This is a genomic window from Kitasatospora sp. P5_F3 (genome assembly GCF_054049135.1).
Map to the genome: position 1 here is coordinate 1 of NZ_JBFUMY010000085.1, position 23,525 is coordinate 23,525.

The window sequence follows — 23,525 nt, forward strand, 5'->3', positions numbered from 1 at the left end:
CCGGGCGAGCTGGCCGACCCCGGGCACGCCGGGGGCTGCGGCTGACCGGCGGCCCGGGCGGAATTGACAACTTCGTGCCACCGGAAGCCGGTCGGCGTCGCCGCACGGAAGCCTGTTGCCGACGGCGGACCGCCCGGGCCCGAGGGCGGTGCGGCCGAAGGCATGGAGGGAAGAAGACGGATGAGAACAACGGAAGCCACCCGGAACACACCGGGCGTCAGCCGTCGGAGCGTGCTGGCCGGGATGGGCGCGGCGGTGTCCGGCGCGGCACTGGCCGGCGCCGGGGCGACCCGCGCGGCGGCGGCCGACGGGCCGGAGCGGGTCGGGGCACTGGTCATCGGCTCCGGCTACGCGGGCGCGGTGGCCGCGCGCCTGCTGGCCTCGGCCGGTATCAGGTCGGTGGTCCTGGAACGCGGCCGGCGCTGGCCGATCACCGCCGCCCACGACACGTTCTGCACCCTGGCCGCGCCCGACCAGCGGTCCTCCTGGATGAGCACCACGCTGCCGGTGCCGAAGTACGCCGGAGTGCTGGAGACCACCCGGGCCACCGGGATCACGGTGGCCACCGGTGCGGGTGTGGGCGGCAGTTCACTGGTCAACCACGGCCTGATCATGCAGCCCGGCGCCGAGCTGTTCCACCGGAGCTTCGGCAGTGCGCTCGACCACGACGAGATGGCACGGACCTGGTACCCGGCGGCGCTGCGGATGCTGGGTGCGACGCCGATCCCCGACGACGTGCTCGCCGACGCGCACTACAGCAGCGCCCGGGAGTTCGTCCGGCAGGCCACGGCGGCCGGGCTGCGGATCGTCCGCCCCGCCATCCAGGTCGACTGGGACGTGGTCCGGGACGAGATCGCGGGCCGGGTGCCCGCCTCCGCCATCGCCGGCGAGGCCGAGGTCGGCATGAACAGCGGTGCCAAGCTCAGCGTCGACCGGACGGTGCTGGCCGCGGCCGAGCGCACCGGGCTGGTGACGGTGAAGGCGCTGCACCGGGTCACCGACCTGACCCGGCTGCCGAACGGCCGCTACCAGGTGACCTGCGAGCGCATCGACGAGTACGGGACGGTCGTCGGCCGCCCGGTCTTCGAGGCCGACCAGGTGTTCCTGGCCGCCGGTTCGATGGGCACCACGGAGCTGCTGGTCCGCGCCAAGGGCCGGGGCAGCCTGCCCGGGCTGCCGGAGGAGGTCGGCAGTCACTGGGGCGACAACGCGGACCGGCTGGCGATCCGGGTCGGCCTGCCGGGCCCGCCCAGCACCGGGGGGCCGGCCCACATCGTGGCCACCGACTGGAGCACCCCGGCGACCGCGATCAGCCTCGCCGAGTTCCCCGGTGGTGCCTCACCGGTGCCCGGTGAGGGTGTGTCGGGAACCTTCGCCATGCAGGTCGCCGACCCGGTGGGCCGGTTCGCCTACGACGCCGCCACCGACCTGGTGGGCCTGACCTATCCGAACGACGACGCGCGACTCGACGGCGTACTCGACGGCGTACTGCAACGCCTCAACGCCGCCAATCCCGGCACCCGGACGTACAACACCACGGCCGCCTTCACCTCCCACCCACTGGGCGGTGCGGTGCTCGGCAAGGTCTGCGGCCCGGACGGGGAGGTGTTCGGCCACCCCGGCCTGTTCGTGGTGGACGGTTCGCTGATACCGGGTTCGACCGGTGCGGTCACCCCGGCCCTGACGGTCACCGCGCTCGCCGCACGCACCGTGTCGCGGGCGGTCCGGACCATCCAGTGCAGATCGGGCAAAGCGTGACTCCGGCTGATGCCGTTCTGGAAGACTGCTTGGTGCACGACGAAACACGGAGCCCCAACGGCTGGGCTCCCGTATCGAATTGGAAATGACGCAGATGAGCGAAGCAGCCAACTCCACGCCCGACGCGGCGCGTTCCGGCCAGTGGAGCAACGCCGCCGGCTTAACGGTGAACCGGCTCGGGTTCGGCGCGATGCAGCTCCCGGGCCTCGGGGTCTGGGGGCCGCCGACCGACCGGGAGGCCGCACTGGCGGTGGTCCGCCGGGCGGTCGAACTCGGGGTCGACCACATCGACACCGCGGACTACTACGGCCCGCACGTGGCCAACGAGTTGATCCACGAGGCGCTGTACCCGTATGCCGACCACCTGGTGATCGGCACCAAGGTCGGCGTGGTCCGGGGCGAGGACATGAGCTGGCCCGCCGCCGCTTCCCCGGCCCAGCTGCGCGAGCAGGTCGAGGAGAACCTCAGGCGGCTCGGCCGCGACTACCTGGACATCGTCTACCTGCGGGTCGGTGGCGATTTCCTGCTCCCCTCGGACGGCACCCCGGTGCTGGAGTCCTTCCAGGCCCTCGCCGACCTGCGGGACAAGGGGCTGATCCGCCACCTCGGTCTGAGCACCGTGGACAGCGAGCAGCTGGCGCAGGCCCAGCAGATCGCCCCGGTGGCGGCGGTGGAGAACCGGTTCAACATCCTGGACCGCCGCGGCGGTGGCGTGCTGGCCGAGTGCGAGCGCCAGGGCATCGCCTTCGTGCCGTACTTCCCGCTGGGCGCGGGGACGTTCGCCAAGGGCCACCCGATGATCCAGGAGCACCCGAGCGTGGACGCGGTGGCCGGGCGCCACGGCGTGACCGTGCAGCAGGTGGCGATCGCCTGGCTGCTGCAGCACTCGCCGGCCATCCTGCCGATCCCCGGCACCTCCTCCCTGGCACACCTGGAGGACAACATCGCGGCGGCCGACGTGCGGCTGACCGACGACGACATGCACGAGCTCGACAACCTGGAGTTCGAGAGCACGCTGCCGTAAACCCCGGCGGGGCCGGGGCGACGTCACGCCGCCCCGGCCCCGTTCTGCTGTCCGGGCCGACGGCCCGGATCCGGATGAGGAGCTGACCCCTTGACCCTGCGGAGCCCCTGGCCCGACATCGAGATACCCGACCTCCCGCTCACCGACTTCGTCCTCGGGGAGCTGGGCAGTCGCGCGGACCGTATCGCACTGATCGACGGACCGAGCGGATTCGAGCTGACGTACCGTCAACTCGACGATCTGGTGGCCGCCCTGGCGGGAGCGTTGCAACGGCGGGGCATCCGCCGGGGCGACGTGCTGGCGATCCGCTCCCGCAACAACTGGCAGTACGCCGCCGCCGTGCACGGCGCCTTACGGGCGGGCGCCACGGTGACCCTGCTGAGCCCGCTGGCGACCGAGGCCGAGACGACCCGGCAGCTGAAGCTCTCCGGGGCACGGCTGCTGTTCACCGAGTCCGCCCTGCTCGGCTCGGTGCCGGAGCTGTGCCGGCAGGGCTGGTCGGAGCGGGACGTGGTGGTCCTGGACGGGCCGGCTGCGGCGTCCTCCCCGTACCCGGCGCTGGCCGACCTGGTGGCGCTGGGCGTGGCGCCCGACGCGGTCGGGGTGGTGCCCGACCAGGACGTCGCCCTGCTGCCGTGGTCCTCCGGGACCAGCGGGCCCGCCAAGGCAGTCATGCTGACCCACCGCAACCTGGTGGCGAACATGCTGCAGACCCAGAAGTTCATGACCAGGCTGGGGCCAGAGTCGCGGACGCTCGCCCTGATGCCGTTCTTCCACATCTACGGCATCCAGATCGTGCTGAACCAGAGCCTGCAGGCCGGGGCCGGCGTGGTCACCGTGCCGCAGTTCGAGTTCACCGAGTTCCTCGGGATGATCGGCAAGTACCGGATCGACCGGCTGCCCGTCGCTCCGCCGCTGCTGGTGATGCTGGCCAAGGACCCGGTGGTCGAGGACTACGACCTGTCCAGCGTCCGGTACCTCTCCTCCGGCGCCGCGCCACTGGACGACGAGGTGGTCTCCCAGGTGCAGCGGCGGCTGGGCTGCCACGTCCGGCAGGGCTACGGCATGACCGAACTCAGCCCGGCCGCGCACGCGGTGCCCGACCACCGGACGGACGTCGACGCCGCCGCGGTCGGCTATGCGGTGCCGAACATGGAGTGCCGGGTGGTCGACCCTGACACCGGTCGCGACGTCGGCCCGGGCGAGTGGGGCGAACTCTGGTGCCGTGGGCCGAATGTGATGAAGGGGTACCTCCACGACCCGGAGGCGACCGCGCGGACCGTCGACGCCGAGGGCTTCCTGCACACCGGGGACGTGGTCAGCTACGACGACCGGGGCGTCTTCACCGTGGTGGACCGGCTGAAGGAACTGATCAAGTACAAGGGCCACCAGGTCCCGCCGGCCGAGCTGGAGTCGGTGTTGCTCGGCCACGCCGGCATCGCCGACGCGGCGGTGATCGGGGTGCCCGACCCGCTGGCCGGCGAGCTGCCGAAGGCCTTCGTGGTCCGGGCCGGCGACCACCAGGGGTTGGGCGCCGACGAGGTGATGGCGTACGTCGCCGAGCGCGTCGCCCCTTACCAGCGGGTGCGGCTGGTGGAGTTCCTGGACGTGATTCCCAAGTCGCCGTCCGGGAAACTGCTGCGGAATTCCCTCCGGGAACGCGGCTGATTCGGTGCCGAACGGTACCGGGGCAGCAAGTTGCCACGGTTCTCGGCAGCCCGGTCGGGCGGGCGGATAATCCTCTTGAAAGCAAGCGTTGCACCCTCGGGCAATCGGCCCGCGCAGCGCTCCGCGAAGGAGGGTTCGGATTCCCGTGGACACCGGTGATATCGGTCCGCTGATTCTCGACGACGGATTCTTTCAGGATCCCTATCCCGTGTACGACAGACTGCGCGCCGCCGGCGGGGCCAGCGAGGCCCGACTGCCGAACGGCCAGAAGGTCTGGATCGTGGCGGGCCAGGAGGAGGGGCGGGCGGTCCTGGCCGACCCCCGGCTGAGCAAGCGACTGACCGCCGCCGAGCACCTCTTCGAGCAACACTTCGCCGATCCGGCGAAGCGCTGGAAGTACGACAACTCGGTGGTCGAGCACATGCTCAACAGCGACCCGCCGGACCACACCCGGCTGCGTCGGCTGGTCGGCAAGGCGTTCACCACCCGCCGGGTCGCGGCGCTGCGGCCGCGGATCGAGGAAATCGGTGCGGAGCTGATCGACCGGATGGCGGAGCACGAGACCGTCGACCTGATCGACGCTTTCGCCTTCCCGCTCCCGACCACGGTGATCTGCGAATTGCTGGGAATTCCGGAGCCGGACCGCGACGATTTCCGTTCCTGGTCCCACACCATCGTTTCGGTGGCGAGCACCAACGACCCGCAGAAGGTCCAGGAGGATTCCGCCGCGATGGCGGGCTACCTCGGCAAACTGCTCGCCGCCAAGCGGGCCAACCCCGCCGACGACATGCTCACGGCGCTGGTCCAGGCCACCGACGAGGACGACCAGCTCACCGAGGTCGAGCTGGTCTCGATGGCCTTCCTGTTGCTGGTGGCGGGTCACGAGACGACCGTCAACCTGATCAGCAACGGCGTGCTCTCGCTGCTCCAGCACCCCGAGCAGCGCGCCCTGCTGCTGCGTGATCCGAGCCTGTTCCCGGGCGCGGTGGAGGAGCTGCTGCGGTACGAGGGGCCGGTCAACCTCACCACCCTGCGGTTCACCACCGCGCCGGTGACGGTCGGCCGAACCACCATTCCCGAGGGCGAGTTCGTGATCGTGGCGCTGAGCGCCGCCAACCGGGACCCGGCCCACTTCGAGGCTCCGGACCAGCTGGACGTGACCCGCAACGCCGGCGGGCACATCGCCTTCGGCCACGGCATCCACTACTGCGTGGGTGCTCCGCTGGCCCGGCTGGAGGCCGAGGTGGCGTTCCGTCAGCTGGTGACCCGGTTCCCCGACCTGAGCCTCGCCGGCGACTTCGACGAGCTGGTGTGGCGGCACAGCACGCTGGTCCGAGGTCTGGAAGCCCTGCCGGTCCGCCTGCGGGCGTGAATCCGGTACCACGTCCGATCCGACAGCAGAGGGGGCCGAGGATGACCGTGGCGCCAACCGTGGGCGCGCCCGAGACCGTGACCGCACTCGGAGCAGGGGCCGCCGACAGCGTGCCCGACCACCTTGCACTGCGGCTGTACCGCGAGCTGGTCGCCGGCCGCCGCTTCAACGAAGTCGCCAACGCCCTTGCCCTGCAAGGGGCCCTGGTGGTGTACCCGTCCACCACCGGCCAGGAGGCCTGTCAGGTCGGGGCCGCGCTGGCACTCGCCGAGCAGGACTGGCTGTTCCCCACCTACCGCGACATCCTCGCGGTGGTGGCCCGGGGCGTGGACCCGGTCGAGGCGCTCACCCTGATGCGCGGCGACTGGCACAGCGGCTTCGACCCGGTGCGCTCGCGGGTGGCGCCGCTCTGCACCCCGCTGGCCACCCACTGCGCGCACGCCGTCGGGCTGGCCCACGCCGCCCGCCTGGCGGGCGACCAGGTCGCGGCCCTCGCCCTGGTCGGTGACGGTGCCACCAGCGAGGGCGACTTCCACGAGGCCCTGACGCTCGCCGGGGTGCTCCGCGCGCCCGTGGTGTTCCTGGTACAGAACAACGGCTACGCCATCTCGGTCCCGCTCGCCAAGCAGTGCGCTGCGGCGGCGCTGTCCGACAAGGGCGCGGGCTACGGCGTCCGGGCGGTCCGGGTGGACGGCAACGACGTGCTCGCCGTGCACACCGTGCTGGCCGAGGCGCTGGCCACGGCCAGGGCCGGCGGCGGCCCGGTGCTGGTCGAGGCGCTCACCTACCGACTGGACGGCCACACCACGACCGACGACCCGCTGCGCTACCGCGACGCGGCCGAGGTCGAGCAGGCCCGCCGACGGGACCCACTGGTCCTGACGGAGCGTCACCTCCGGGACCGCGGACTGGTCGACGACGCCGTCGCCCGGGCGGCCCGGGAGGACGCCGACCACCGGATACGCGAGCTGCGCGCCCGGATCACCCAGGCGCCCGACCCCGACCCGGCCGAGCTGTTCCGGCACGTGTACGCCGCGCCGCCGGCCCATCTGCTCCGGCAGGCGGCCGAGTGGGCCGGGCCCGGCCGTACGGAGGGCCTGGTCCGATGACCGCGACGACGACCATGGCCCAAGCCCTCAACGCGGCCCTCGGCGACGCCCTCGCCGAGGACCCGACGGTCCACCTGCTCGGCGAGGACGTCGGGACGCTCGGCGGGGTGTTCCGGATCACCGCCGGGCTGGCGGAGCGCTTCGGCGCCGAACGCTGCGCGGACATGCCGGCCGCCGAGGCCGGCTTCCTGGGCGCCGCCGTCGGGATGGCGATGTACGGGCTGCGGCCCGTGGTCGAGCTGCAGTTCGACGCCTTCGCCTACCCTGCCTTCGAACAGCTGGCGAGCCACGTCGCCAAGATGCGCAACCGCACCCGGGGGCGGCTCCCGATGCCGCTGACCATCCGGATCCCGTACGGCGGCGGCATCGGTGCGGTGGAGCACCACAGCGACTCCTCCGAGGCCCAGTACCTGAACGTCCCCGGGCTGCAGGTGGTCACCCCCGGCACCGTGGCGGACGCCTACCACCTGCTGCGCAGGTCCATCGAGTCGCCCGACCCGGTGGTCTTCCTGGAGCCCAAACGGAGCTACTGGACCAAGGCCCCGTGGTCACCCCAGGAGCCGGGGACGGCCCCGCCGATCGGGCGCGCGGTGGTCCGCCGGCCGGGCACCGACGCGGTGCTGATCACCTGGGGCGCCTGCCTGCCGATCTGTCTGGCAGCGGCGGACACCGCCCGGCGCCGGGACGGCCTGGAGCTCGCCGTGGTCGACCTGCGCAGCCTGGTGCCGCTCGACGAGGAGACCGTCTGCGAGGCCGTCAGATCGGCCGGGCGGGCCGTCGTGGTGCACGAGGCGAGCGGCTTCGGCGGCGCCGGCGCGGAGATCGCCGCCCGGGTCACCGAGGAGTGCTTCTCGTACCTGGAGGCCCCGGTGCTGCGCGTCACGGGGCTCGACATCCCGTACCCGCCGCCCCGGCTGGAGTCGTACCACCTGCCCGATCCGGAACGGGTCCTGGCAGCGGTGGCCGCCCTCCGCTGGGACCGTCGGCCGCACCTCGACCCGGTGGGAGGAACCGGTGGTCCCCGTGCATGAGTTCGCACTTCCCGATCTGGGCGAGGGCCTGTCCGACGCCCAGCTGGTCCGGTGGCTGGTGGCCGTCGGCGACACCGTCGCGACCGACCAACCGGTGGCGGAGGTCGAGACGGCCAAGGCCGTGGTCGAACTGCCCTGCCCGTACGAGGGCGTGGTCGCCGAACTGCACGCGGCCGCCGGCGACACGGTGCCGGTCGGCCGGCCCCTGCTGACCGTCCGGCCGGAACGGACCGGACCGGTCTGGGGACCGGCCGGAGCCGGGCCGGTGCCACGCGCGGCCGGGCCGGTCGCGCCGGTGCCACCGGTCGCGGTGGTGTCACCGGTGGTCCGCAAGACCGCCCGGGACCACGGTGTCGACCTCACCACCCTGACCGGTACCGGCCCCGGCGGACGGATCGAGCGGGCCGACGTCGAGCGGGCGATCGCGTCCCGCCACCCGGCGCCGGCCGGACCGGTCGACGGCGACCAGGTGATCGCCGTGAACCGGGCCGCCGCCCGCAAGTACCTGCGGGGCCGGGCCGAGACACCGCACGCCTCCTGCTGGGTGGAGGCGGATGCCACCGAACTGCTCACGGCCCGGCGCGAGTTGGCCGGAGGCTCCGATCGGCCGATGCCGATGGTCGCCCTGCTGGCCAGGATCTGCACCACGGCACTGGGCCGGCACCCGGCCCTCAACGCCACGGTCGACGGCGAGGCCGGTCTGATCACCAGGCACCGGGCGATCGGCCTGGGAATCGCCGTTCAGGGCCCGCACGGCCTGGTGGTGCCAGTGGTGCACGAGGCCGGCCGGAAGTCCCTGGCCGAGCTGGCTGCCGCCACCACCCGGGTGGTGCGGGCCGCCGGCGAGGGTGGCCTCTCAGCGGCCGAACTGACCGGTGGCACCTTCACCCTGAACAACTACGGGCCACTCGCCGTGGACGGCGCCGACCCGATTCTGAACCACCCGCAGGCCGCGATGCTCGGCGTCGCCCGGATCACCGAACGACCGTGGGCCCACCAGGGCGTCCTCGCCCTGCGCAGCACCGTTCGACTCGCCGTCACCTTCGACCACCGGGTCTGCGACGGCGTGGCGGCGGCAGCGTTCCTGAACGACATCGCGGGTCTCGTGGAGCGACCGCTGCGTCTGCTCAGCGACTGCTGACCGGCGGCACCCACCCCACGTGCGCACCCGCGTGCGCACCCCCACCCCGCGGTAAGCCCGAACAGCTGGAGGGAGAAAGCATGTTCACCATCTTCGACGACAGTCTCGACGCGTTCGCCCGGCGAACGGTCGCGGACCACCGCGGCTTCGCGGCCGGCGACTGGAGCAACGACCGGCTCGAGCGGTACCGAACCGACGCCGTCCGCCGCACCGTGCGCTACGTCGCCGACCACTCGCCCTTCTACGCCCGCCACCTGTCGGCGCTGCCCGCCGAACACCTCGACCGGCTCACCCCGGCGGAGCTGGCCCGGCTCCCCTTCACCACCAAGGACGACCTCCGCGACCACGGCTTCGACCTGCTCTCCCGGCCGGTCTCCGAGGCATGGATCTTCTACGAGACCACCGGGACCACCGGCGTCTCGACCCCCTGCCCCCGCGACAACGTCGACAGTCTGGTCAACAACACCGCCCTGACCGTCTGTTACGACGAGGTGTTCCGCGCGCACGGGGACGACCACGTGGTCGCGGTGCTCGGCCCCACCGAACTGCACTCCACCGGCGACACTTTCGGCGACGTCTGCCGCAACCTCGGCCGGTCGGTGGTCAAGATGTGGCCGCACTCCCCCGTGGTCGGGTTCCCCCGGGCCCTGGAGGTGATGCGGGACCTTCGGGTCACCGCCCTGTTCTGCACCCCGGGCATGGCGCTGTCCCTGGCCAAGGAGGCGGCGGAGGCCGGTCTGGTCCCGTCCCGGGACTTCGCGGTCCGCCTGCTGATGCTCACCGGTGAACTGACCACACCGGGGCTGCTGCGCCGGATCGGCGACCTGTGGGGCGCCACCGCCCACAACTGCCTCTACGCCTCCCAGGAGGCCTCCGTGCTCGGTGCGGTGCACAGCGACGGCCGACTGCGCACCGTCCCGCTCAACGTCCTGTACGAGGTGGTGGACCCGCAGAGTGGGCTCCCGGTCCCCGAAACCGGCGGCTCGCGCCAGGGCGAGCTGGTGGTCACCCACCTCTACCAGGGGAGCAAGCCGCTGGTGCGCTACCGCACCGGCGACCTGGTCCGGATCACCCCGGCCACCGCAGGCAGCCGCTACCCGTCGCCGATCCTGCTGCCGATGGGCCGGGTGCGCGACCGGGTCGAGCTCTCGGGCGAGCTGGTCAGCGCCTACGAGCTGGAGGAGACGGTCCTGGAGCACGCGGTCGGCTGCGTCGACTACTCGCTGGCCATCGACACCGCCGACGGTGTCGACACCCTGACGGTGACGCTCGAACCGGCGGCCGGGGCCCGGCTGGACGAGGCGGTCGCCGGCCGGGTCCGCCGGGCCGTCGAGGACCGCTGGACCTGCCGGGCCCGAGTGGTCCACGACCGGCTCGGCGCCATCACCAGCACCGGCGCGATGGTCAGTTGGAAGGCCGCCCGACTGCACGACCGACGCCGGGCGGCGGACGGCGAACGCCGCGCCGCACTCGCCATCGCCGAACGCAGGGAGTCCCGATGAGCACGCCGAATCCCGAGGACCGGATCGTCTACCACGACGGCGAGTTCCGCCGTGAGGGCGACGTCCGACTGCCCGTCAGCACCCAGGCCCTGCACTACGGCACCGGGGTCTTCGAGGGCATCCGGGCGTACTGGAGTCCGGAGCACGACCAGCTGTGGCTGCTCAAGGCCGCCGACCACTACCAACGGATGGCCGACTCGGCCCGCCTGCTGCGGATCGACCTCGGGCACAGCGTGGACGAACTGGTCGAGCTGACAGTCGAGTTGCTGCGGCGCACCGGCCACCGGGGGGACGTCTACCTGCGTCCGCTGGCCACCAAGCGGGCGCTGGAGCCCGGCACCCGCTTCGGCGTGCGACTGCGCGGCGTGACCAGCGGCCTGACGGTGCAGGCCCTGCCGATGGGTGACTACACACCGGACCACGGCCTGCGGTGCACGGTGACCTCCTGGCGGCGGATCCCGGACAGCTCGGTACCGTCCCGGGCCAAAGTGACCGGAGGGTACGTCAACAACGCCCTGGCGATGGACGAGGCCGCTTCCGGCGGCTACGACGACGTGATCTTCCTCAACCAGCGCGGGGACGTCGCCGAGGCCTCGACGGCCAACCTCTTCCTGGTCCGGGACGGCCGGGCCGCCACCCCCGGCACCGACGCGGACATCCTTCCCGGCATCACCCGGGCCGCCGTCCTGGACCTGCTGCCCGCCGAGTTCGGGGTGCCGGTGGAACAGCGCGCGGTGGCACGTTCGGAGCTCTACACCGCCGACGAGGTCTTCCTGGTCGGCACCGGCTGCCAGATCGCCCCGGTGACCGAGATCGACGGACACCCCGTCGGCCGCGGTGCGCCCGGCCCGCTCACCGAGAAGCTCCGCTCCTGCTACGACCGACTGGTCCGCGGCGGCGAGCCGCGCTACCGGCCGTGGCTGACCGCCGTCCGCCTGGACGGCTGACCGGAGTACCCGATGCCTCCCGACTCCCGCTCCCCTGGCCATGGATGGACCAGAACTACGATGACCGGCTATCGATACAGGACCCCGGCTGCCAGCGGACGGTTCGGCCCACCGGTGGTGGACATCGCCCTGACCCCGCTGTCGTACGGCCCCGTCACCGTCAGCACGTTGGGCCCCAGCGGCACCAGCAGCGAGGCCGCCGCCGGCTTCCTGCTGGACCGTCTGCTGGCGGACGGCGCCGGCCCCGGGAAGGGCCGGGGCGGCCCGAGGATCGCGCTGCGCGACAGCTACGAGGAGGCGTACCACCTGGTGCTCAAGGAGGAGGCCGACCTGCTCCTGGTCGCCAACGCCTACGCCCGGATCTCCACCTTCTACATGGACCCGCGACTGCGCCTGGCCGGCGCCTTCGTGCTGGACACCCCGCAGTACGGCCTCGCCACCCGGCCGGGCCGCCGGCCGCGCGGCTCGGTCACCGTCGCCACCCACCCTGCCCCCGAGCCACTGATCGAGGAGCTCATGCCCGCCGGGGCCTGGGCGGGCGAGGTGGTGGCCGCCCCCTCCACCAGCCAGGCCGCCATGATGGCCGACCGCGACGAGGTGGACCTGGCGCTGACCACCGAACTCGCCGCCGAGGGCTGCGGACTCGCCTTCGTCTCCCGCACCCGGGCGATCCGGATGCTCTGGTCGGTGTTCGCCGCCGTATCGACCTTCCCGGACCCGTCCACCGAAGCGACGGGCCGACCAGCCGCACCAGCCCGGAAGGGATCATGACCATGCGCTGCCTGGACCACGACCTGATCGAGGAGCTGCTCCCGATGGAGCGGGCGATCTCCGCGATGCGAACGGCGCTCGGCCTGCACGCGCAGGGCCTGGCGACCCAGCCCGTGCGGACGGTCCTGCGACCGGAGCGGGCCGCCGCCGCGATGGCCGCGATGCCCTGTCACCTGGCGGGCGAGGAAGGCGGTTTCGCCGTCAAGACGGTCCTGCACGTGCCGGGGAACACCGCCCGCGGGCGGCCCGCAGTCACCGGGGTGCTGCTGCTCTTCGCCCCGGACAGCGGCGAGTGCGTGGGCCTGCTGGACGCTGCTGCGGTGACCGCGATCCGCACTGCGGCCGTCTCGGCGGTGGCCACCGACCTGCTGGCCCGGCCGGACGCCGGGGACCTGGCCGTGCTCGGTTCCGGCACCCAGGCCCGCAGCCACCTGCGGGCGATGGCCGAGGTGCGGAAACTGCGCAGCGTGCGGGTCTGGAGCCGGAACCGGGAGAACGCCGAGTCCTTCCGCCGGTGGGCGACGGACCGGCTCGGGCAGCCCGTGGAGGTCACCGACCGGGTGGCGGCGGCGCTGGACGGCGCCGACCTGGTCTGCACGACCACCTCCGCCCGCGAGCCCCTGGTCGGGCCGTCCCCGGTCGCGCCCGGGACCCACCTCAACGCGGTCGGCTCCTCCTTCCCCGACCACCGGGAACTGGCCGGTGCCGTGGTCCGGGACGCGGCGGTGTTCGTGGACAGCCGCGAGGCGGCCTGGGCCGAGGCCGGCGACCTGCGGCTGGCCCTGGACGAAGGGCTGATCGGCCCGGACCACGTCCGGGCCGAACTCGGCGAGGTGCTGCTCGGCCACCGCCCCGGGCGGACGGACCCACGGGAGCGGACCTTGTTCAAGTCGGTCGGCACCGCCGTCCAGGACCTGGTGGCCGGCTTCACGGCGCTGCGCGCGGCAGCCGAGTCCGGCCGGGGAACGGAGCTGGTGCTGCCGTGATCCGCCACGTGGTGCTGTTCCGCTTCCGCGACGGCCTGGACTGGTCGGATCCGCGGGCGGCCGAGGCGGAGGCCGCGACGGCCGCCCATCCCGCCCACATCCCGGAGATCCTGGGCTGGGAGTACGGCCGCAGCCTCAACTCCCGTGCGATCGGCTACGACTTCGCACTCATCGGCACGTTCGCCGACCTCGACGCGGTGGCCCGCTACCTCGACCACCCCGACCACCGGGCCGGCGTCGACCGGTGGCGGACGATCGCCACCTGGGTGGTCGCCGACTTCCCGCTCCCGGAGGGCTGACCGATGGCCGCCTACGTACTCGTCACCGTCCGCCGGTCGGACGGCTCCGCCGACATGGCGCGCTACTCCGAGACCTTCCCCGCCACGCTGGCCGAGTACGGCGGACGCTTCGTGGTCCGGGGTGGGGAGATCGACGTCCGCGAGGGCTCCTGGGACGGGACCTGGCTGGTGCTGATCGAGTTCCCGACGGTGGACCGGGCCCGCGACTGGTACGAGTCCGCCGCCTACCAGGACGCCGCGGCCCTGCGGCAGGGGCACACCGACCTGGATCTCCTGATCGTGAACGGCATCTGAGGGACCGTCAGGACACCAGGGCCGACGACGGGGGCCGGTACGGCACCGACCCCCGCCACCGTCGGGCCCCGACGGGGCCGCGCGGTTCAGCTCAGGTTCGCGAAGCCCTCGTAGTGCTCGGCGATCAGCAGCACCAGTCCGTCCGGGTCCTCCCGGTGCGGGTCGTGCCCTGTCCGCATCGTCGCGCAGGTGACCAGGGGCGACTCCGCGTCGACCCGGTGGAGCTGGTCCTTCAGCCAGGCGAACCCGGCCGCCCAGGCCTGCCCCGCCGGCTCGTTGAACAGCATGGCGTACTCACCGCCGAGATCACCGGTGACCACCAACAGCGGACACTGCACCGCCCGGTAGGTGGCGAACAGGTCCAGGGCGTCGATCTCCCGCATGATCTGCCGCAGTTGCGGGTCCATGCCCTTCGCCATGTCCTCCAGCTCCTCGGCCAGGTGCCCGAACGCCCAGTCGGCCGTCACCTGGTCCATGTTCAGCAACTGGTCGGGCCTGCTCGGGTTGCCGTGGCCGTCCAGGTTGACCGCCAGCCGGCACTCCGGGTGCCGGGTGGCCCAGACGGCCGCCGTCATCCCGCCCAGCGAATGCCCGATCACCACCGGCTCGGTGAGTCCCAGCGCCGCCACCACGGCGGTCACGTCGTCCGCCGCGGCCGACCAGGACCACGGCGCCGACCCCGAATCCCCGTGGCTGCGAAGGTCCATGGCGACGGGCCGTAAACCCTGCTCCAGCAACACCTTGGCGAACGGGTCCCAGTCGCTCCCGGACCGCCCTCCGCCGTGGATCAGGAGCACGTCCTGACCGCTCCCACCGTAGTCCCGCACGGCAAGGGGGAGTTCGCCCACCTTTGAGGTAGTGACCATGACATCCACTTCTGTCTCGTACCGTCCTCGGGAGGCCGATCGCCTCCGGGAATCACGGTACTTCAGGCCACCCCGCCCACGGTCTCGGTTTTTCACCAGCCGGGGCTGACGCCACGTCAGAATCGGTCGCTCGGGTGTCCCTTGGCCAGCGACCGGGCCTTCCTGAGGGAATCCGAAGGTTCGGCCACAGTGCGCGAGAAGGTGGCCTGGTCTCCTGCTCATCGGGACGGCGACGACCACCGTCCCGACAGTCCACGAGGAGGAACCAGAAATGACACTTCGTAAGAAGCTGATCCTCCTCACCCCGGCCGCCGGTCTCCTCGCCGCCCTCGTCGCGCGACTCCTGGCCGGCCGGGTCCTGCGCCCGGTCGGCGCGCTCACGGCGGCTGTCGAGCACATCACCTCGACCCGTGACCTGGCGACCCGGGTGGCGGTCGGCGGCCGCGACGAAGTGAGCCGCCTGGCAACGGCGTTCAGCGCGATGACCGTGGCGCTGGACGGTTCGGTGGGCGCACAGCGGCGACTCGTCGCGGACGCCTCGCACGAACTGCGCACCCCGAGGACGTACGGCTGGACATCGTGGCCGCCCAGGTCGCCGAACGCCGGGGCGTGGCCGTCGCCGCAGCGGATCCGGTGGTGGTGCACGGGGATCCGGACGCCCTGGACCGGGCCGTCGCGAACCTCGTCGACAACGCGCTGAAGTTCACCCCCACCGCTCGTTCCGACACCCGCACGGGCGTGGCGGCCCCGCCACCCGTCCTGGTCACCGTCCGGCTCCACGACACCTCCGCGACAGTCGAGGTCCGCGACCACGGCCCCGGTATCCCCGCCGCCGACCTGCCGTACGTCTTCGACCGGTTCCACCGCTCACCCACCGCCCGCTCGCTGCCCGGCTCCGGGCTCGGCCTGGCGATCGTCAAGCAGATCGCCGAGGCCCACGGAGGCGGCGTCGAGGCGGTCCCGATGTCCGAGGGAGCCCTGGTCCGCATCACGCTTCCGGCGGCAGCGCCCCGGTAGGCCGACGGGCCGTCAATTCGGGGCGTACGGCCACCCCTTGACCCCCGATTGACCTGCCCTTTATCGACTCGGGTACCGCCCGGCCGCCGCCCCGGCCGTGATCGCGCAGCAAGGGTTGACGGCATCCCGACATAGGTCTATACCAGTGGCAGTCACGTCAACTTCGGCTTGGTACCCGACCGTTGACCCGGCCGCGCACCCCCACGTCAGTTCCGCGCATCCGGGCCGCCGTCCTCGCCGCCTCCTGGAGAGGTTCCCGATGGAACGCGCACTTCCCCCACACACCCCTGCTTCCGGCCCGGCCGACTCCCCCGCGCTCCGCCGCCGTCCGCGCCGGACCGTCGCGGTCGCCCTGTCCGTGTTCGGCCTGTTGGCCGGCGGGATCGCCGCCGTCACCGCGACCGGTACGGCGAACGCCGCCGCCGGGATCGGCTCCAACTGGTACGCCTCCGCGCCGTACCTGATGCCCGAGGACAACAGCCCGCCGAACGCCGCCGCCGTGATGGACGCGACCGGCCAGAAGGCGTTCCAGCTGGCGTTCATCCTGGCCCAGGGCAGCAGCTGCAGTCCGGCCTGGGGCGGGACGTCCTCGATCGACTCCGACACCACCATGCCGTCCGTGATCCAGACCATCCGCAACAAGGGCGGCGACGTCTCGGTGTCGGTGGGCGGCTACGGCGGCACCAAACTCGGCCAGACCTGCGGCACCCCGGAGGCGACCGCCGCCGCGTACCAGAAGGTGGTGACCAAGTACGGCCTCAAGGCGATCGACTTCGACCTCGAGGAGCCGGAGTACGAGAACACCGCCGCGATCCACAACGAGATCGGCGCGGCCCGGATCCTGCAGCAGAACAACCCGGGCATCTACATCTCCATCACCACTGCGGGCACCAACGCCGGCACCGGTTGGTTCGGCACCCAGATGCTGCTGGAGGCGAAGTCCCAGGGCTTCACTCCCGACAACTACTCGATCATGCCGTTCGACGGCGGCTTCAACGGTGCGGCGGCGCAGACCGACGCACTGGTGAAGTTCAACGGCATCCTGCAGAGCACCTTCGGCTGGAACGAGGCCACCGCGTACGCCCACGAGGGCGTCTCGCTGATGAACGGCCGCACCGACGCCGCCGAGTACTTCCGGCAGGCCGACTTCCAGACCGTGCTGGACTTCGCGACCGCACACAAGCTGGCCCGCTACACCTACTGGTCCGTCAACCGCGACCGCCAGTGCGCCGGCACCGTGGACCCGGGCCTGTCCGGCGCCTGCTCCAGCGTGGTGCAGAACGACTGGGACTTCACCAAGTTCACGGTGAAGTTCGCCGGGGCCACCCCGCCCACCACCACCCCCAGCGCCTCGCCCAGCACCAGCTCCAGCCCGAGCCCGTCCGGCGGCACCTGCTCGGCCGCGCCGAGCTGGAGCGCGACCACCACCTACGCCACCGCGGGCACCAAGGTCTCCTGGAAGGGCCACTACTGGACCAACAAGTGGTGGACCCTGAACGAGGACCCGACCCTCAGCGGCCAGTGGGGCGTCTGGGCCGACAACGGCACCTGCTGAACCCCGCCTTCCGCACCACCGGCGGGTGGGGGGGGGGGCCCGGGTGCGGCCCTGGCGGTGGACTACCCGCTCCTGAACATGTTCTGGACCATGATGATGCTCTTCCTGTGGGTGCTCTGGTTCATGTTGCTCTTCCGGATCATCGGCGACATCTTCCGCGACGATGACCTGGGCGGCTGGGGCAAGGCGGGGTGGAGCATCTTCGTCATCATCCTGCCGTTCCTCGGGGTGTTCGTGTACCTGATCGCCCGCGGGCGTGGGATGGGTGAACGCGAGCTGGCCCGGGCCCAGCGCAACGAGCGGGAGTTCCGCACCTACGTGCAGCAGACCGCCGGAGGCGGCAGTCCGGCGGAGGAGCTGGCCCGGCTCGCCGAGCTCAAGAACAAGGGCGACATCACGGCTGCCGAGTTCGAGCAGGCCAAGGCCAAGGTTCTCGCTGCATAGGCCATGGTGCTCGACCTGCTCTTCACCGGCCTGGTCATCACGCTGTACCCGTTGCCGATCGCGGCATTCGTCGTGGTCGTGTCGGCCCCCCTCGGAGTGCGGAAGGGGCTGGCGTTCATCCTCGCCTGGCTCGCGTGCCTGCTGGCGGTGATCGCCATCGTGCTGCTCCTCACCGACGGGCAGCCGCCCCCTCCGCGCTCCCCTGCCTCCACCGCCGCACTCGTGGTCAAGCTGGCGCTCGGGCTGGGACTGATCGTGTACAGCGAGCGCAAGCGCCGTCGGCGACGTACAGCTGGTGCCCGCAACAGCGCGGGCGATGAGAAGCCGGTGGCATCCAAGAGCCCGAAGACCTCCAGGATGGACAACATCACGGTCTGGTCCGCGGCCTCGCTCGCCGTGCTCCTCCAGCCCTGGGGAATGGTCGGCGTCGCCGCCACCACGGTGGTGGCGGCCGACCTCGCCCACGCTGAATCGTTCCTGGCGCTCCTGGCCTTCTGCGTCCTGGCCACTTCCAGCCTGCTGACCATGGAGCTGTACATGGTGTTCGCGCCGCAGCGGGCGCAGCAGGCCCTGACGGACCTGCGCGCATGGCTGGACCGTCACAAGGAACAGGCGATCGTCGTCACCTGCCTGATCCTCGGCCTGTGGACCGTGGGCAGGAGCCTCTACGAGCTCACCGCCTGAGCTCCCGGGCAGGTCAGTGGCAGGCGGCGGCCGGGTCGTCGTGGGCGAGCGCGCAGATCATCTGTGCGCCACGCCGGTGATCGGGGTACACCGTGAGCAGCTCGGCCTTGAAGTCGTTCCACTGACGGGTGAGCTCGGCGCTGGCCCCGGCCTTCGCTCGGTGGAAGTTGTCGCCCGTCTTCCCGCGCGGGGAGGCGACCGTGTCCTTGTTCAGGGTGCGGGTGTGGGCGACGCGGCCGTCACAGTCGGCGGGTTTGACGCCGGTGGAGTCGATGTCGGGGTAGCAGCCGGTGGTGAGGTCCACGGGGATCCGCTCCCGCGCCTCACGGGTCCAGTCGGCGTCGTTCATGGCGCTGTAGCGGCGGATGTCGAGGAACGGCACGAGTTCTGTACGCTCCAGGCCGGGCGGGTTGGCGAGGCCGATCGGGCCATCGGCGGCCCGGTCGCTCCAGTTGGAGTGCGAGTAGAAGTCCTCGATCGGGTGCCAGCCGCGGCCGAGCTGTTCCAGGACGGCGCATTTGGCCCGCCCGGGCTTCTCGTCCCACGTGCAGGGGGAGGAGAGGTCGCTCTGGTCGGCGCGTACCGTGCCGTCGGCGTCGACGAGGCCATCGGCGGCCCGGACCGCGTTGCGGAAGCGGGCCACGGAGGTACGGATGCAGGCGAGGAGCTCGGTGCTGGCCTCGTCCCGGGTGCGCGGGTAGCCGACGGCGTAACGGAGGTCGAGGTAGTCGGCGTTGTCGCAGTGCAGTGGTCCGACGTCGAAATAGGGGCGGTGGTCATCGGCGTTGATCGCCCCGTCGCGGGCGTCGGCCATCGCGGTCAGCGTGACGGGCTCCCAGGGCAGTGCGGCCCGGGTGATGTCCTCGTGGTTGTCGCCGGTGAAGGCATGGACGGGGCCGCCCGGCACGATACTCAGCGCAGCTGCCAGGAGGGCTGCGACAGCCGCGGAGCGGGTGCGTGACGGTGGGATGACAGCCATGCCTCCATCCTGCGAGCCCGGACCGGCCCCCGCATGCGCGCCGCCCCGGACGGCCGGCCCTGCCGGGAGACCGTCCGGCCCGCCGCCCTCGTCAGTTCCGGAACCACCCGGTCAGGACGCCCCACCAGCCGCTCCGCTGCCGGGGGACGGTGGCCACGGCGGCCGGGCCGACGGGCGGGGTGCTGGGCGGGGCGGGCACCACCACCGGCGGTGTCGGGGGTCGCGTCGTGGGCACAGTACCTACGGCGGCCGCCGCCTCCCGGGCGGGCTTGGCCCGCGGGGTGAAACGCACCGGCAGCTCGACCAGGTGTCGCGACAGCCAGGCCGAGGTCCAGGTCAACTCATCCTCAGGGATGGCGAGTTGGAGGTCGGGCAGGCGGGTCAGCAGGATGTCGATACCGGTCTCGGCGATGGCCCGGCCCATGTCCTGGCCAGGACACTCGTGCGGGCCGCCGCCGAAGGCCAGGTGGGCGCGGTTGCCGTGCAGCGGCTTCGACAGGTCGGGGCGGACGACCGGGTCGACGTTGCCGGCCGCGAGACCGAGCAGGAGCATGTCGCCTGCCTTGATCTGCTGTCCGCCGAGCTCGGTGTCGCCGGTGGCCCAGCGGCCCGCGACCAGCGACATCGGCGCGGAGTCCCAGAGGACCTGGTCCAGAGCGTCGGGCAGCGTCATGTGGCCGCCGGACAGGTGGGCGCGGAACCGGCGGTCGGTGAGGACCATCTTCAGCGTGTCCGCGATCAGGTTGACGGTCGTCTCGTTCGCGGCGAGCAGCACCACCCGCAGGTGCTCCAGCACCTCGTCGTCGGTGAGCCCCGCTTCGTGCTGCATCAGCCACGACACGAGATCGGCGCCGGGCGTCTCCCGCTTGCGCTCCATCATCCGGCGCAGCGTCGCCACGACGTAGTCGTTGCTCGCGATGGCCGTCTCGGTGCCCTTCATCAAGTCCCGTGCGGCATCGACGAGTCGGGGCCCGTACTCCTCGGGCATCCCGACCACGTGGGTCATCACGAGCATCGGCAGGTGCTCGGCGAACTGCGCCACCAGCTCGGCCTGGCCGGCCGGTCCGAAGTCCTGGATCAGCTGGTCGGCGAAGCGGGTGATGTAGCGGCGGATCCCCCGTCGGTCGAAGCGGTTCAGACCGTCGGTGACCGCCCCGCGCAGGCGCCGGTGCTCCGCGCCGTCCGCGAACACGCACAGCGGCTGCCAGGCGATCACCGGCATCAGCGGGGAGTCCGGGGTCACCAGGCCCTCCTGGAACGCCGTCCAGCGGCGGGAGTCCCGGGAGAACCGGGAGGGTGTCCGCATCGCAGTGAGGTTCGCGGAGTGGCCGAGGATCAGCCAGGCCGGGAGGTCGCCGTGCAGCAGCACGGGCGCCACCTCGCCGTGCTCGGCCCGCAGCTTCTCGTACAGGCCCGCCGGGTCGGCCTCGGCCTCCGGCCCGTAGAGCCGCCGGMGGCCGCCGGCGGCGATCCCGTCGACGCCGGTCCCGTGGGCGGGACAGCCGGGCGGCGGGGTGGAGGAGGAGGCGTCACGGAACGGGGAGGTCACGGTATCTCCGGGGGTGTCATGAGGGAGTGTCATGAGGCGGTGGGGGCCGAGAGGTTGTACAGGTAGCGCATCAGGGCCATCAGGACGTCACGGCTCGATTCGCGGGTCCGGGCGTCGCACGTGACGATCGGCACCTCAGGGGGCAGGTCGAGGGCGGCCCGCAGTGCCTCGGTCGGGTAGGTCGGCGACTCGGGGAAGACGTTGGCCGCGACCACGAAGGGCACGCCGCTGTCCTCCAGCCGCCCGATCACGTCGAAGCTGACCTCGAGGCGGCGGGTGTCGACCATCACGACCGCGCCGAGGGCGCCCTCGAACAGGCCGTTCCAGAGGAACCAGAACCGCTCCTGCCCGGGGGTGCCGAAGACGTACAGCACCAGTTCGTCGTTGATGCTGATCCGGCCGAAGTCCATCGCCACCGTGGTGGAGGTCTTGCGCTCGACCCCGGCAGTGTCGTCGACACCGGCTCCGGCCTGCGTCATCGTCTCCTCGGTGCTCAGCGGGCGGATCTCGCTCACGGAGCCGACCAGGGTCGTCTTGCCGACGCCGAAGCCGCCCACGATCACCACCTTGACCGCCATGGCGGCCGAGGCCGGGAGCAGATCAGCGCTCTCCGGCCCCAGCGCCGTCTCAGAGCCTCTGAAGTCCATGTATCACCGCCTCCAACAGGGCATGGTCGGGAAGGATTGCCTTCGGGACGCGGGCCCGCGCCTCGATCCGCTTCTCGGTGAGGAGGTCCGCCAGCAGCACGGTGACCACGCTCATCGGCAGCCGCAGATGGGCGGAGATCTCGGCCACGGACAGCGGCGCGCCGCAGATCCGCAGGATCGCCGCGTGCTCCGGCTGCATCGTGGGTGTCGGCTCCGAGCGCGCGACGATCAGGGTGACCAGGTCGAACGTGCTCTGCTCGGCCAGGCCGCTGCGACCGCGCGTGATCACGTAGAGCCGCTCGGGGCTGTCCTCCTCCCAGTCCTGGCCGGCTGCGCTCATCCGCCGTCCTCGCTGCGCTCGTCGGTCGGCTCGCGACCTACGTACCTGCCGGTGTTTCGCTCGCTCATACGACCTGCTCGCTCTTGCGCGGCGGAGTGCTGAGGTGCTCGCCGATCCGGGCGACCAGGTCGCGCATCCGCTGGCCCATCAGCCCGGCGTCGACGCCCTGGTCGGCGAGCACCGCGAGGTAGGCCCGGGCGCCGGCCGCCATCAGGTAGAAGAAACCGCCGCCCATCTCGATCACGACCAGCCGCATCCGACCGTCGCCGTCCGGGAATTCGTGTCCCACCGCGGCGGCCAGGCTCTGCAGGCCCGCACAGGCGGCGGACAGGCGGTCGGCGGTGTCGGTGTCGGTGCCGTACTGGGCCATCCGCAGGCCGTCGGCGGAGAGCACGACGACGTGGCGGGCGTGCGGAACACCGTCCGCCAGGTCCTTGAGCATCCAGTCCATGTTGGTCACTCCTCGCCCCTCTCTGCCGACTCTTCACTGGTGTGGCCGGCCCCGCCGCCGGACGGCGTGTTGCCGTTCACCCCTTCGTGGAACGCGGCCAGCCACATACCGGGCTGTACCGGCGCCGGGGTGGGCCCGGGCACACCCGCGCCCTCGGGAGTGCCGGTCCAGGAGGACGCGGCGTGCCGGCGGCGCTGCGGCAGCCCGTCCGGGGTCAGCTCGCCCACCGCCGCAGGCCCGCCGGCCGCCGAGGACCGGAGGGGCGACTCCGCGTTGAAGCCGGCTATCGTCCTCGACCCCCACGGCTGCGGTCCGCCCGCCGACCGGAGCACGGCGGCCGAACCGGGCCGGGCGCCGGAGGCGATACCGATGCCGTGGGCCCGGCCGACGGCGGGCGCCGTGGTGATCAGTTCCTGCGGCACGATCAGCACCGCGCGCACGCCGCCGTAGGCGGACGGGCGCAGGGAGACCTGGAAGCCGTACTCCTGTGCAAGTCGCCCGACCACGGCGAGGCCGAGCCTGGGGGTCTCGCCGAGGTCGTTGAGGTCGATGCCCTCCTGCGCCTCGCGGAGCATCCGCTCGGCCCGGGCCCGGCCCTCCTCGCTCAGGCTCAGGCCGCCGTCCTCGATCTCGATCGCGATGCCGGTCTGCACCTCGACCGCGGTCAGGTGCACGTTGGTGTGCGGCGGGGAGTAGCGGGTGGCGTTGTCCAGCAGCTCGGCCAGCGCGTGGATCAGCGGCTCGGCGGCGGGGCCGACCACCGCGACCTCGGAGACCGGGTGCAGCTCGACCCGCTGGTAGTCCAGGATTCGCGAGATGCCGCCGCGCAGCACGCTGTACAGCGGCACCGCCCTGCTCCACTGGCGGCCGGGGCGGGCGCCGCCGAGGACAGCGATCGAGTCGGCCAGCCGGCCGACCAGCGCGTTGCCGTGGTCCAGCCGCAGCAGGTCGTCGAAGACGGCCGGGTCGGTGCCGTGCCGGTCCTCCATCTCGCGCAGGTCCTGGGCCTGCCGGTGCACGATCGCCTGCACCCGGCGGGCGATGTTCACGAACGCCCGCTGGGCCGACTCGCGCAGCCCCTCCTCGGCGTC

Annotated in this window: 25 protein-coding genes; 18 read left to right on the plus strand and 7 right to left on the minus strand. The window is 72.2% G+C overall.

Annotation, left to right across the window (positions count from 1 at the left end):
• Window positions 1-180: 180 nt before the first annotated feature.
• The 13 genes from ACXJMZ_RS31990 to ACXJMZ_RS32050 all read left to right on the plus strand — a co-directional run bounded on the left by ACXJMZ_RS31990 (window position 181) and on the right by ACXJMZ_RS32050 (window position 13,902).
• Complete coding sequence (locus tag ACXJMZ_RS31990) at window positions 181-1,758, plus strand: GMC oxidoreductase (protein WP_457033515.1); 1,578 nt, start codon at window positions 181-183, stop codon at window positions 1,756-1,758.
• Window positions 1,759-1,852: 94 nt separating this feature from the next.
• Complete coding sequence (locus ACXJMZ_RS31995) at window positions 1,853-2,782, plus strand: oxidoreductase (RefSeq protein WP_457033516.1); 930 nt, start codon at window positions 1,853-1,855, stop codon at window positions 2,780-2,782.
• A gap of 90 nt (window positions 2,783-2,872) precedes the next feature.
• Complete coding sequence (locus tag ACXJMZ_RS32000) at window positions 2,873-4,450, plus strand: AMP-binding protein (protein ID WP_457033517.1); 1,578 nt, start codon at window positions 2,873-2,875, stop codon at window positions 4,448-4,450.
• A gap of 208 nt (window positions 4,451-4,658) precedes the next feature.
• Window positions 4,659-5,822, plus strand: coding sequence for a cytochrome P450 family protein (locus ACXJMZ_RS32005; RefSeq protein ID WP_457033518.1), 1,164 nt, complete (start codon window positions 4,659-4,661; stop codon window positions 5,820-5,822).
• A gap of 41 nt (window positions 5,823-5,863) precedes the next feature.
• Window positions 5,864-6,931, plus strand: coding sequence for a thiamine pyrophosphate-dependent enzyme (locus tag ACXJMZ_RS32010; protein ID WP_457033519.1), 1,068 nt, complete (start codon window positions 5,864-5,866; stop codon window positions 6,929-6,931).
• Window positions 6,928-7,962 (plus strand): alpha-ketoacid dehydrogenase subunit beta, encoded by a 1,035-nt coding sequence (locus ACXJMZ_RS32015; RefSeq protein WP_457033520.1) that lies wholly within the window; start codon window positions 6,928-6,930, stop codon window positions 7,960-7,962. The genes ACXJMZ_RS32010 and ACXJMZ_RS32015 overlap by 4 nt, the downstream gene beginning before the upstream one ends.
• The gene (locus ACXJMZ_RS32020; RefSeq protein ID WP_457033521.1) at window positions 7,946-9,103 is read left to right on the plus strand and encodes a dihydrolipoamide acetyltransferase family protein; all 1,158 of its coding nucleotides are present in this window, start codon (window positions 7,946-7,948) and stop codon (window positions 9,101-9,103) included. Before ACXJMZ_RS32015 ends, ACXJMZ_RS32020 begins: the two co-directional genes overlap by 17 nt.
• A gap of 80 nt (window positions 9,104-9,183) precedes the next feature.
• Window positions 9,184-10,605 (plus strand): phenylacetate--CoA ligase family protein, encoded by a 1,422-nt coding sequence (locus ACXJMZ_RS32025; RefSeq protein ID WP_457033522.1) that lies wholly within the window; start codon window positions 9,184-9,186, stop codon window positions 10,603-10,605.
• Window positions 10,602-11,552, plus strand: a complete 951-nt coding sequence (locus ACXJMZ_RS32030) for a branched-chain amino acid transaminase (protein WP_457033523.1) — start codon at window positions 10,602-10,604, stop codon at window positions 11,550-11,552. The genes ACXJMZ_RS32025 and ACXJMZ_RS32030 overlap by 4 nt, the downstream gene beginning before the upstream one ends.
• Before the next feature lie 60 nt (window positions 11,553-11,612).
• The gene (locus tag ACXJMZ_RS32035) at window positions 11,613-12,323 is read left to right on the plus strand and encodes a hypothetical protein (RefSeq protein WP_457033524.1); all 711 of its coding nucleotides are present in this window, start codon (window positions 11,613-11,615) and stop codon (window positions 12,321-12,323) included.
• On the plus strand, window positions 12,320-13,309 hold the full coding sequence (locus ACXJMZ_RS32040) for an ornithine cyclodeaminase family protein (RefSeq protein WP_457033525.1): 990 nt from the start codon (window positions 12,320-12,322) through the stop codon (window positions 13,307-13,309). Before ACXJMZ_RS32035 ends, ACXJMZ_RS32040 begins: the two co-directional genes overlap by 4 nt.
• Complete coding sequence (locus tag ACXJMZ_RS32045) at window positions 13,306-13,608, plus strand: Dabb family protein (RefSeq protein WP_457033526.1); 303 nt, start codon at window positions 13,306-13,308, stop codon at window positions 13,606-13,608. Before ACXJMZ_RS32040 ends, ACXJMZ_RS32045 begins: the two co-directional genes overlap by 4 nt.
• Before the next feature lie 3 nt (window positions 13,609-13,611).
• Window positions 13,612-13,902 carry a DUF1330 domain-containing protein gene (locus tag ACXJMZ_RS32050; RefSeq protein WP_457033527.1) on the plus strand — a complete coding sequence of 97 codons (291 nt, stop codon included), beginning with the start codon at window positions 13,612-13,614 and terminating at the stop codon, window positions 13,900-13,902.
• 86 nt (window positions 13,903-13,988) lie between these two features.
• On the opposite strand, the gene ACXJMZ_RS32055 is transcribed toward ACXJMZ_RS32050, so the two are convergent.
• Window positions 13,989-14,768, minus strand: coding sequence for an alpha/beta fold hydrolase (locus ACXJMZ_RS32055; RefSeq protein WP_457033528.1), 780 nt, complete (start codon window positions 14,766-14,768; stop codon window positions 13,989-13,991).
• Window positions 14,769-15,039: 271 nt separating this feature from the next.
• Between ACXJMZ_RS32055 and ACXJMZ_RS32060 the strand changes: the two genes are divergently transcribed.
• The 5 genes from ACXJMZ_RS32060 (at window position 15,040) to ACXJMZ_RS32080 (ending at window position 18,468) form a co-directional block, all read left to right on the plus strand.
• Window positions 15,040-15,468, plus strand: coding sequence for a HAMP domain-containing protein (locus ACXJMZ_RS32060; protein ID WP_457033529.1), 429 nt, complete (start codon window positions 15,040-15,042; stop codon window positions 15,466-15,468).
• Window positions 15,408-15,785, plus strand: coding sequence for a sensor histidine kinase (locus ACXJMZ_RS32065; protein ID WP_457033538.1), 378 nt, complete (start codon window positions 15,408-15,410; stop codon window positions 15,783-15,785). Before ACXJMZ_RS32060 ends, ACXJMZ_RS32065 begins: the two co-directional genes overlap by 61 nt.
• Window positions 15,786-16,044: 259 nt before the next feature.
• On the plus strand, window positions 16,045-17,340 hold the full coding sequence (locus ACXJMZ_RS32070) for a chitinase (protein WP_457033530.1): 1,296 nt from the start codon (window positions 16,045-16,047) through the stop codon (window positions 17,338-17,340).
• A gap of 78 nt (window positions 17,341-17,418) precedes the next feature.
• The gene (locus ACXJMZ_RS32075; protein ID WP_457033539.1) at window positions 17,419-17,784 is read left to right on the plus strand and encodes an SHOCT domain-containing protein; all 366 of its coding nucleotides are present in this window, start codon (window positions 17,419-17,421) and stop codon (window positions 17,782-17,784) included.
• 3 nt (window positions 17,785-17,787) lie between these two features.
• The gene (locus ACXJMZ_RS32080; protein WP_457033531.1) at window positions 17,788-18,468 is read left to right on the plus strand and encodes a GAP family protein; all 681 of its coding nucleotides are present in this window, start codon (window positions 17,788-17,790) and stop codon (window positions 18,466-18,468) included.
• A 13-nt stretch (window positions 18,469-18,481) separates the two neighbouring features.
• Here ACXJMZ_RS32080 and ACXJMZ_RS32085 read toward each other — a convergent pair whose 3' ends face one another.
• From ACXJMZ_RS32085 to ACXJMZ_RS32110, 6 genes are all read right to left on the minus strand, one after another.
• Window positions 18,482-19,375, minus strand: coding sequence for a CinY protein (locus ACXJMZ_RS32085; protein ID WP_457033532.1), 894 nt, complete (start codon window positions 19,373-19,375; stop codon window positions 18,482-18,484).
• A 163-nt stretch (window positions 19,376-19,538) separates the two neighbouring features.
• Window positions 19,539-21,029, minus strand: coding sequence for a cytochrome P450 (locus ACXJMZ_RS32090; protein WP_457033533.1), 1,491 nt, complete (start codon window positions 21,027-21,029; stop codon window positions 19,539-19,541).
• Window positions 21,026-21,643, minus strand: a complete 618-nt coding sequence (locus ACXJMZ_RS32095; RefSeq protein ID WP_457033534.1) for a GTP-binding protein — start codon at window positions 21,641-21,643, stop codon at window positions 21,026-21,028. The genes ACXJMZ_RS32090 and ACXJMZ_RS32095 overlap by 4 nt, the downstream gene beginning before the upstream one ends.
• A complete protein-coding gene (locus ACXJMZ_RS32100; protein ID WP_457033535.1) occupies window positions 21,624-21,983 on the minus strand; it encodes a DUF742 domain-containing protein in 360 nt (119 codons plus the stop codon). Before ACXJMZ_RS32100 ends, ACXJMZ_RS32095 begins: the two co-directional genes overlap by 20 nt.
• A 64-nt stretch (window positions 21,984-22,047) precedes the next feature.
• The gene (locus tag ACXJMZ_RS32105) at window positions 22,048-22,434 is read right to left on the minus strand and encodes a roadblock/LC7 domain-containing protein (protein ID WP_457033536.1); all 387 of its coding nucleotides are present in this window, start codon (window positions 22,432-22,434) and stop codon (window positions 22,048-22,050) included.
• Window positions 22,435-22,439: 5 nt separating this feature from the next.
• Window positions 22,440-23,525, minus strand: a 1,086-nt coding sequence (locus ACXJMZ_RS32110) for an ATP-binding protein (RefSeq protein WP_457033537.1), incomplete at its 5' end; no start/stop codon positions are given.

Bases quoted from the DNA above. Each gene is read 5' to 3' on its own strand.
- ACXJMZ_RS31990 (WP_457033515.1), top strand. From the start codon at position 181: ATGAGAACAACGGAAGCCACCCGGAACACACCGGGCGTCAGCCGTCGG.
- ACXJMZ_RS31995 (WP_457033516.1), top strand. From the start codon at position 1,853: ATGAGCGAAGCAGCCAACTCCACGCCCGACGCGGCGCGTTCCGGCCAG.
- ACXJMZ_RS32010 (WP_457033519.1), top strand. From the start codon at position 5,864: ATGACCGTGGCGCCAACCGTGGGCGCGCCCGAGACCGTGACCGCACTC.
- ACXJMZ_RS32015 (WP_457033520.1), top strand. From the start codon at position 6,928: ATGACCGCGACGACGACCATGGCCCAAGCCCTCAACGCGGCCCTCGGC.
- ACXJMZ_RS32025 (WP_457033522.1), top strand. From the start codon at position 9,184: ATGTTCACCATCTTCGACGACAGTCTCGACGCGTTCGCCCGGCGAACG.
- ACXJMZ_RS32030 (WP_457033523.1), top strand. From the start codon at position 10,602: ATGAGCACGCCGAATCCCGAGGACCGGATCGTCTACCACGACGGCGAG.
- ACXJMZ_RS32035 (WP_457033524.1), top strand. From the start codon at position 11,613: ATGACCGGCTATCGATACAGGACCCCGGCTGCCAGCGGACGGTTCGGC.
- ACXJMZ_RS32040 (WP_457033525.1), top strand. From the start codon at position 12,320: ATGACCATGCGCTGCCTGGACCACGACCTGATCGAGGAGCTGCTCCCG.
- ACXJMZ_RS32050 (WP_457033527.1), top strand. From the start codon at position 13,612: ATGGCCGCCTACGTACTCGTCACCGTCCGCCGGTCGGACGGCTCCGCC.
- ACXJMZ_RS32055 (WP_457033528.1), bottom strand. From the start codon at position 14,768: ATGGTCACTACCTCAAAGGTGGGCGAACTCCCCCTTGCCGTGCGGGAC.
- ACXJMZ_RS32060 (WP_457033529.1), top strand. From the start codon at position 15,040: ATGACACTTCGTAAGAAGCTGATCCTCCTCACCCCGGCCGCCGGTCTC.
- ACXJMZ_RS32070 (WP_457033530.1), top strand. From the start codon at position 16,045: ATGGAACGCGCACTTCCCCCACACACCCCTGCTTCCGGCCCGGCCGAC.
- ACXJMZ_RS32075 (WP_457033539.1), top strand. From the start codon at position 17,419: ATGTTCTGGACCATGATGATGCTCTTCCTGTGGGTGCTCTGGTTCATG.
- ACXJMZ_RS32080 (WP_457033531.1), top strand. From the start codon at position 17,788: ATGGTGCTCGACCTGCTCTTCACCGGCCTGGTCATCACGCTGTACCCG.
- ACXJMZ_RS32095 (WP_457033534.1), bottom strand. From the start codon at position 21,643: ATGGACTTCAGAGGCTCTGAGACGGCGCTGGGGCCGGAGAGCGCTGAT.
- ACXJMZ_RS32100 (WP_457033535.1), bottom strand. From the start codon at position 21,983: ATGAGCGCAGCCGGCCAGGACTGGGAGGAGGACAGCCCCGAGCGGCTC.
- ACXJMZ_RS32105 (WP_457033536.1), bottom strand. From the start codon at position 22,434: ATGGACTGGATGCTCAAGGACCTGGCGGACGGTGTTCCGCACGCCCGC.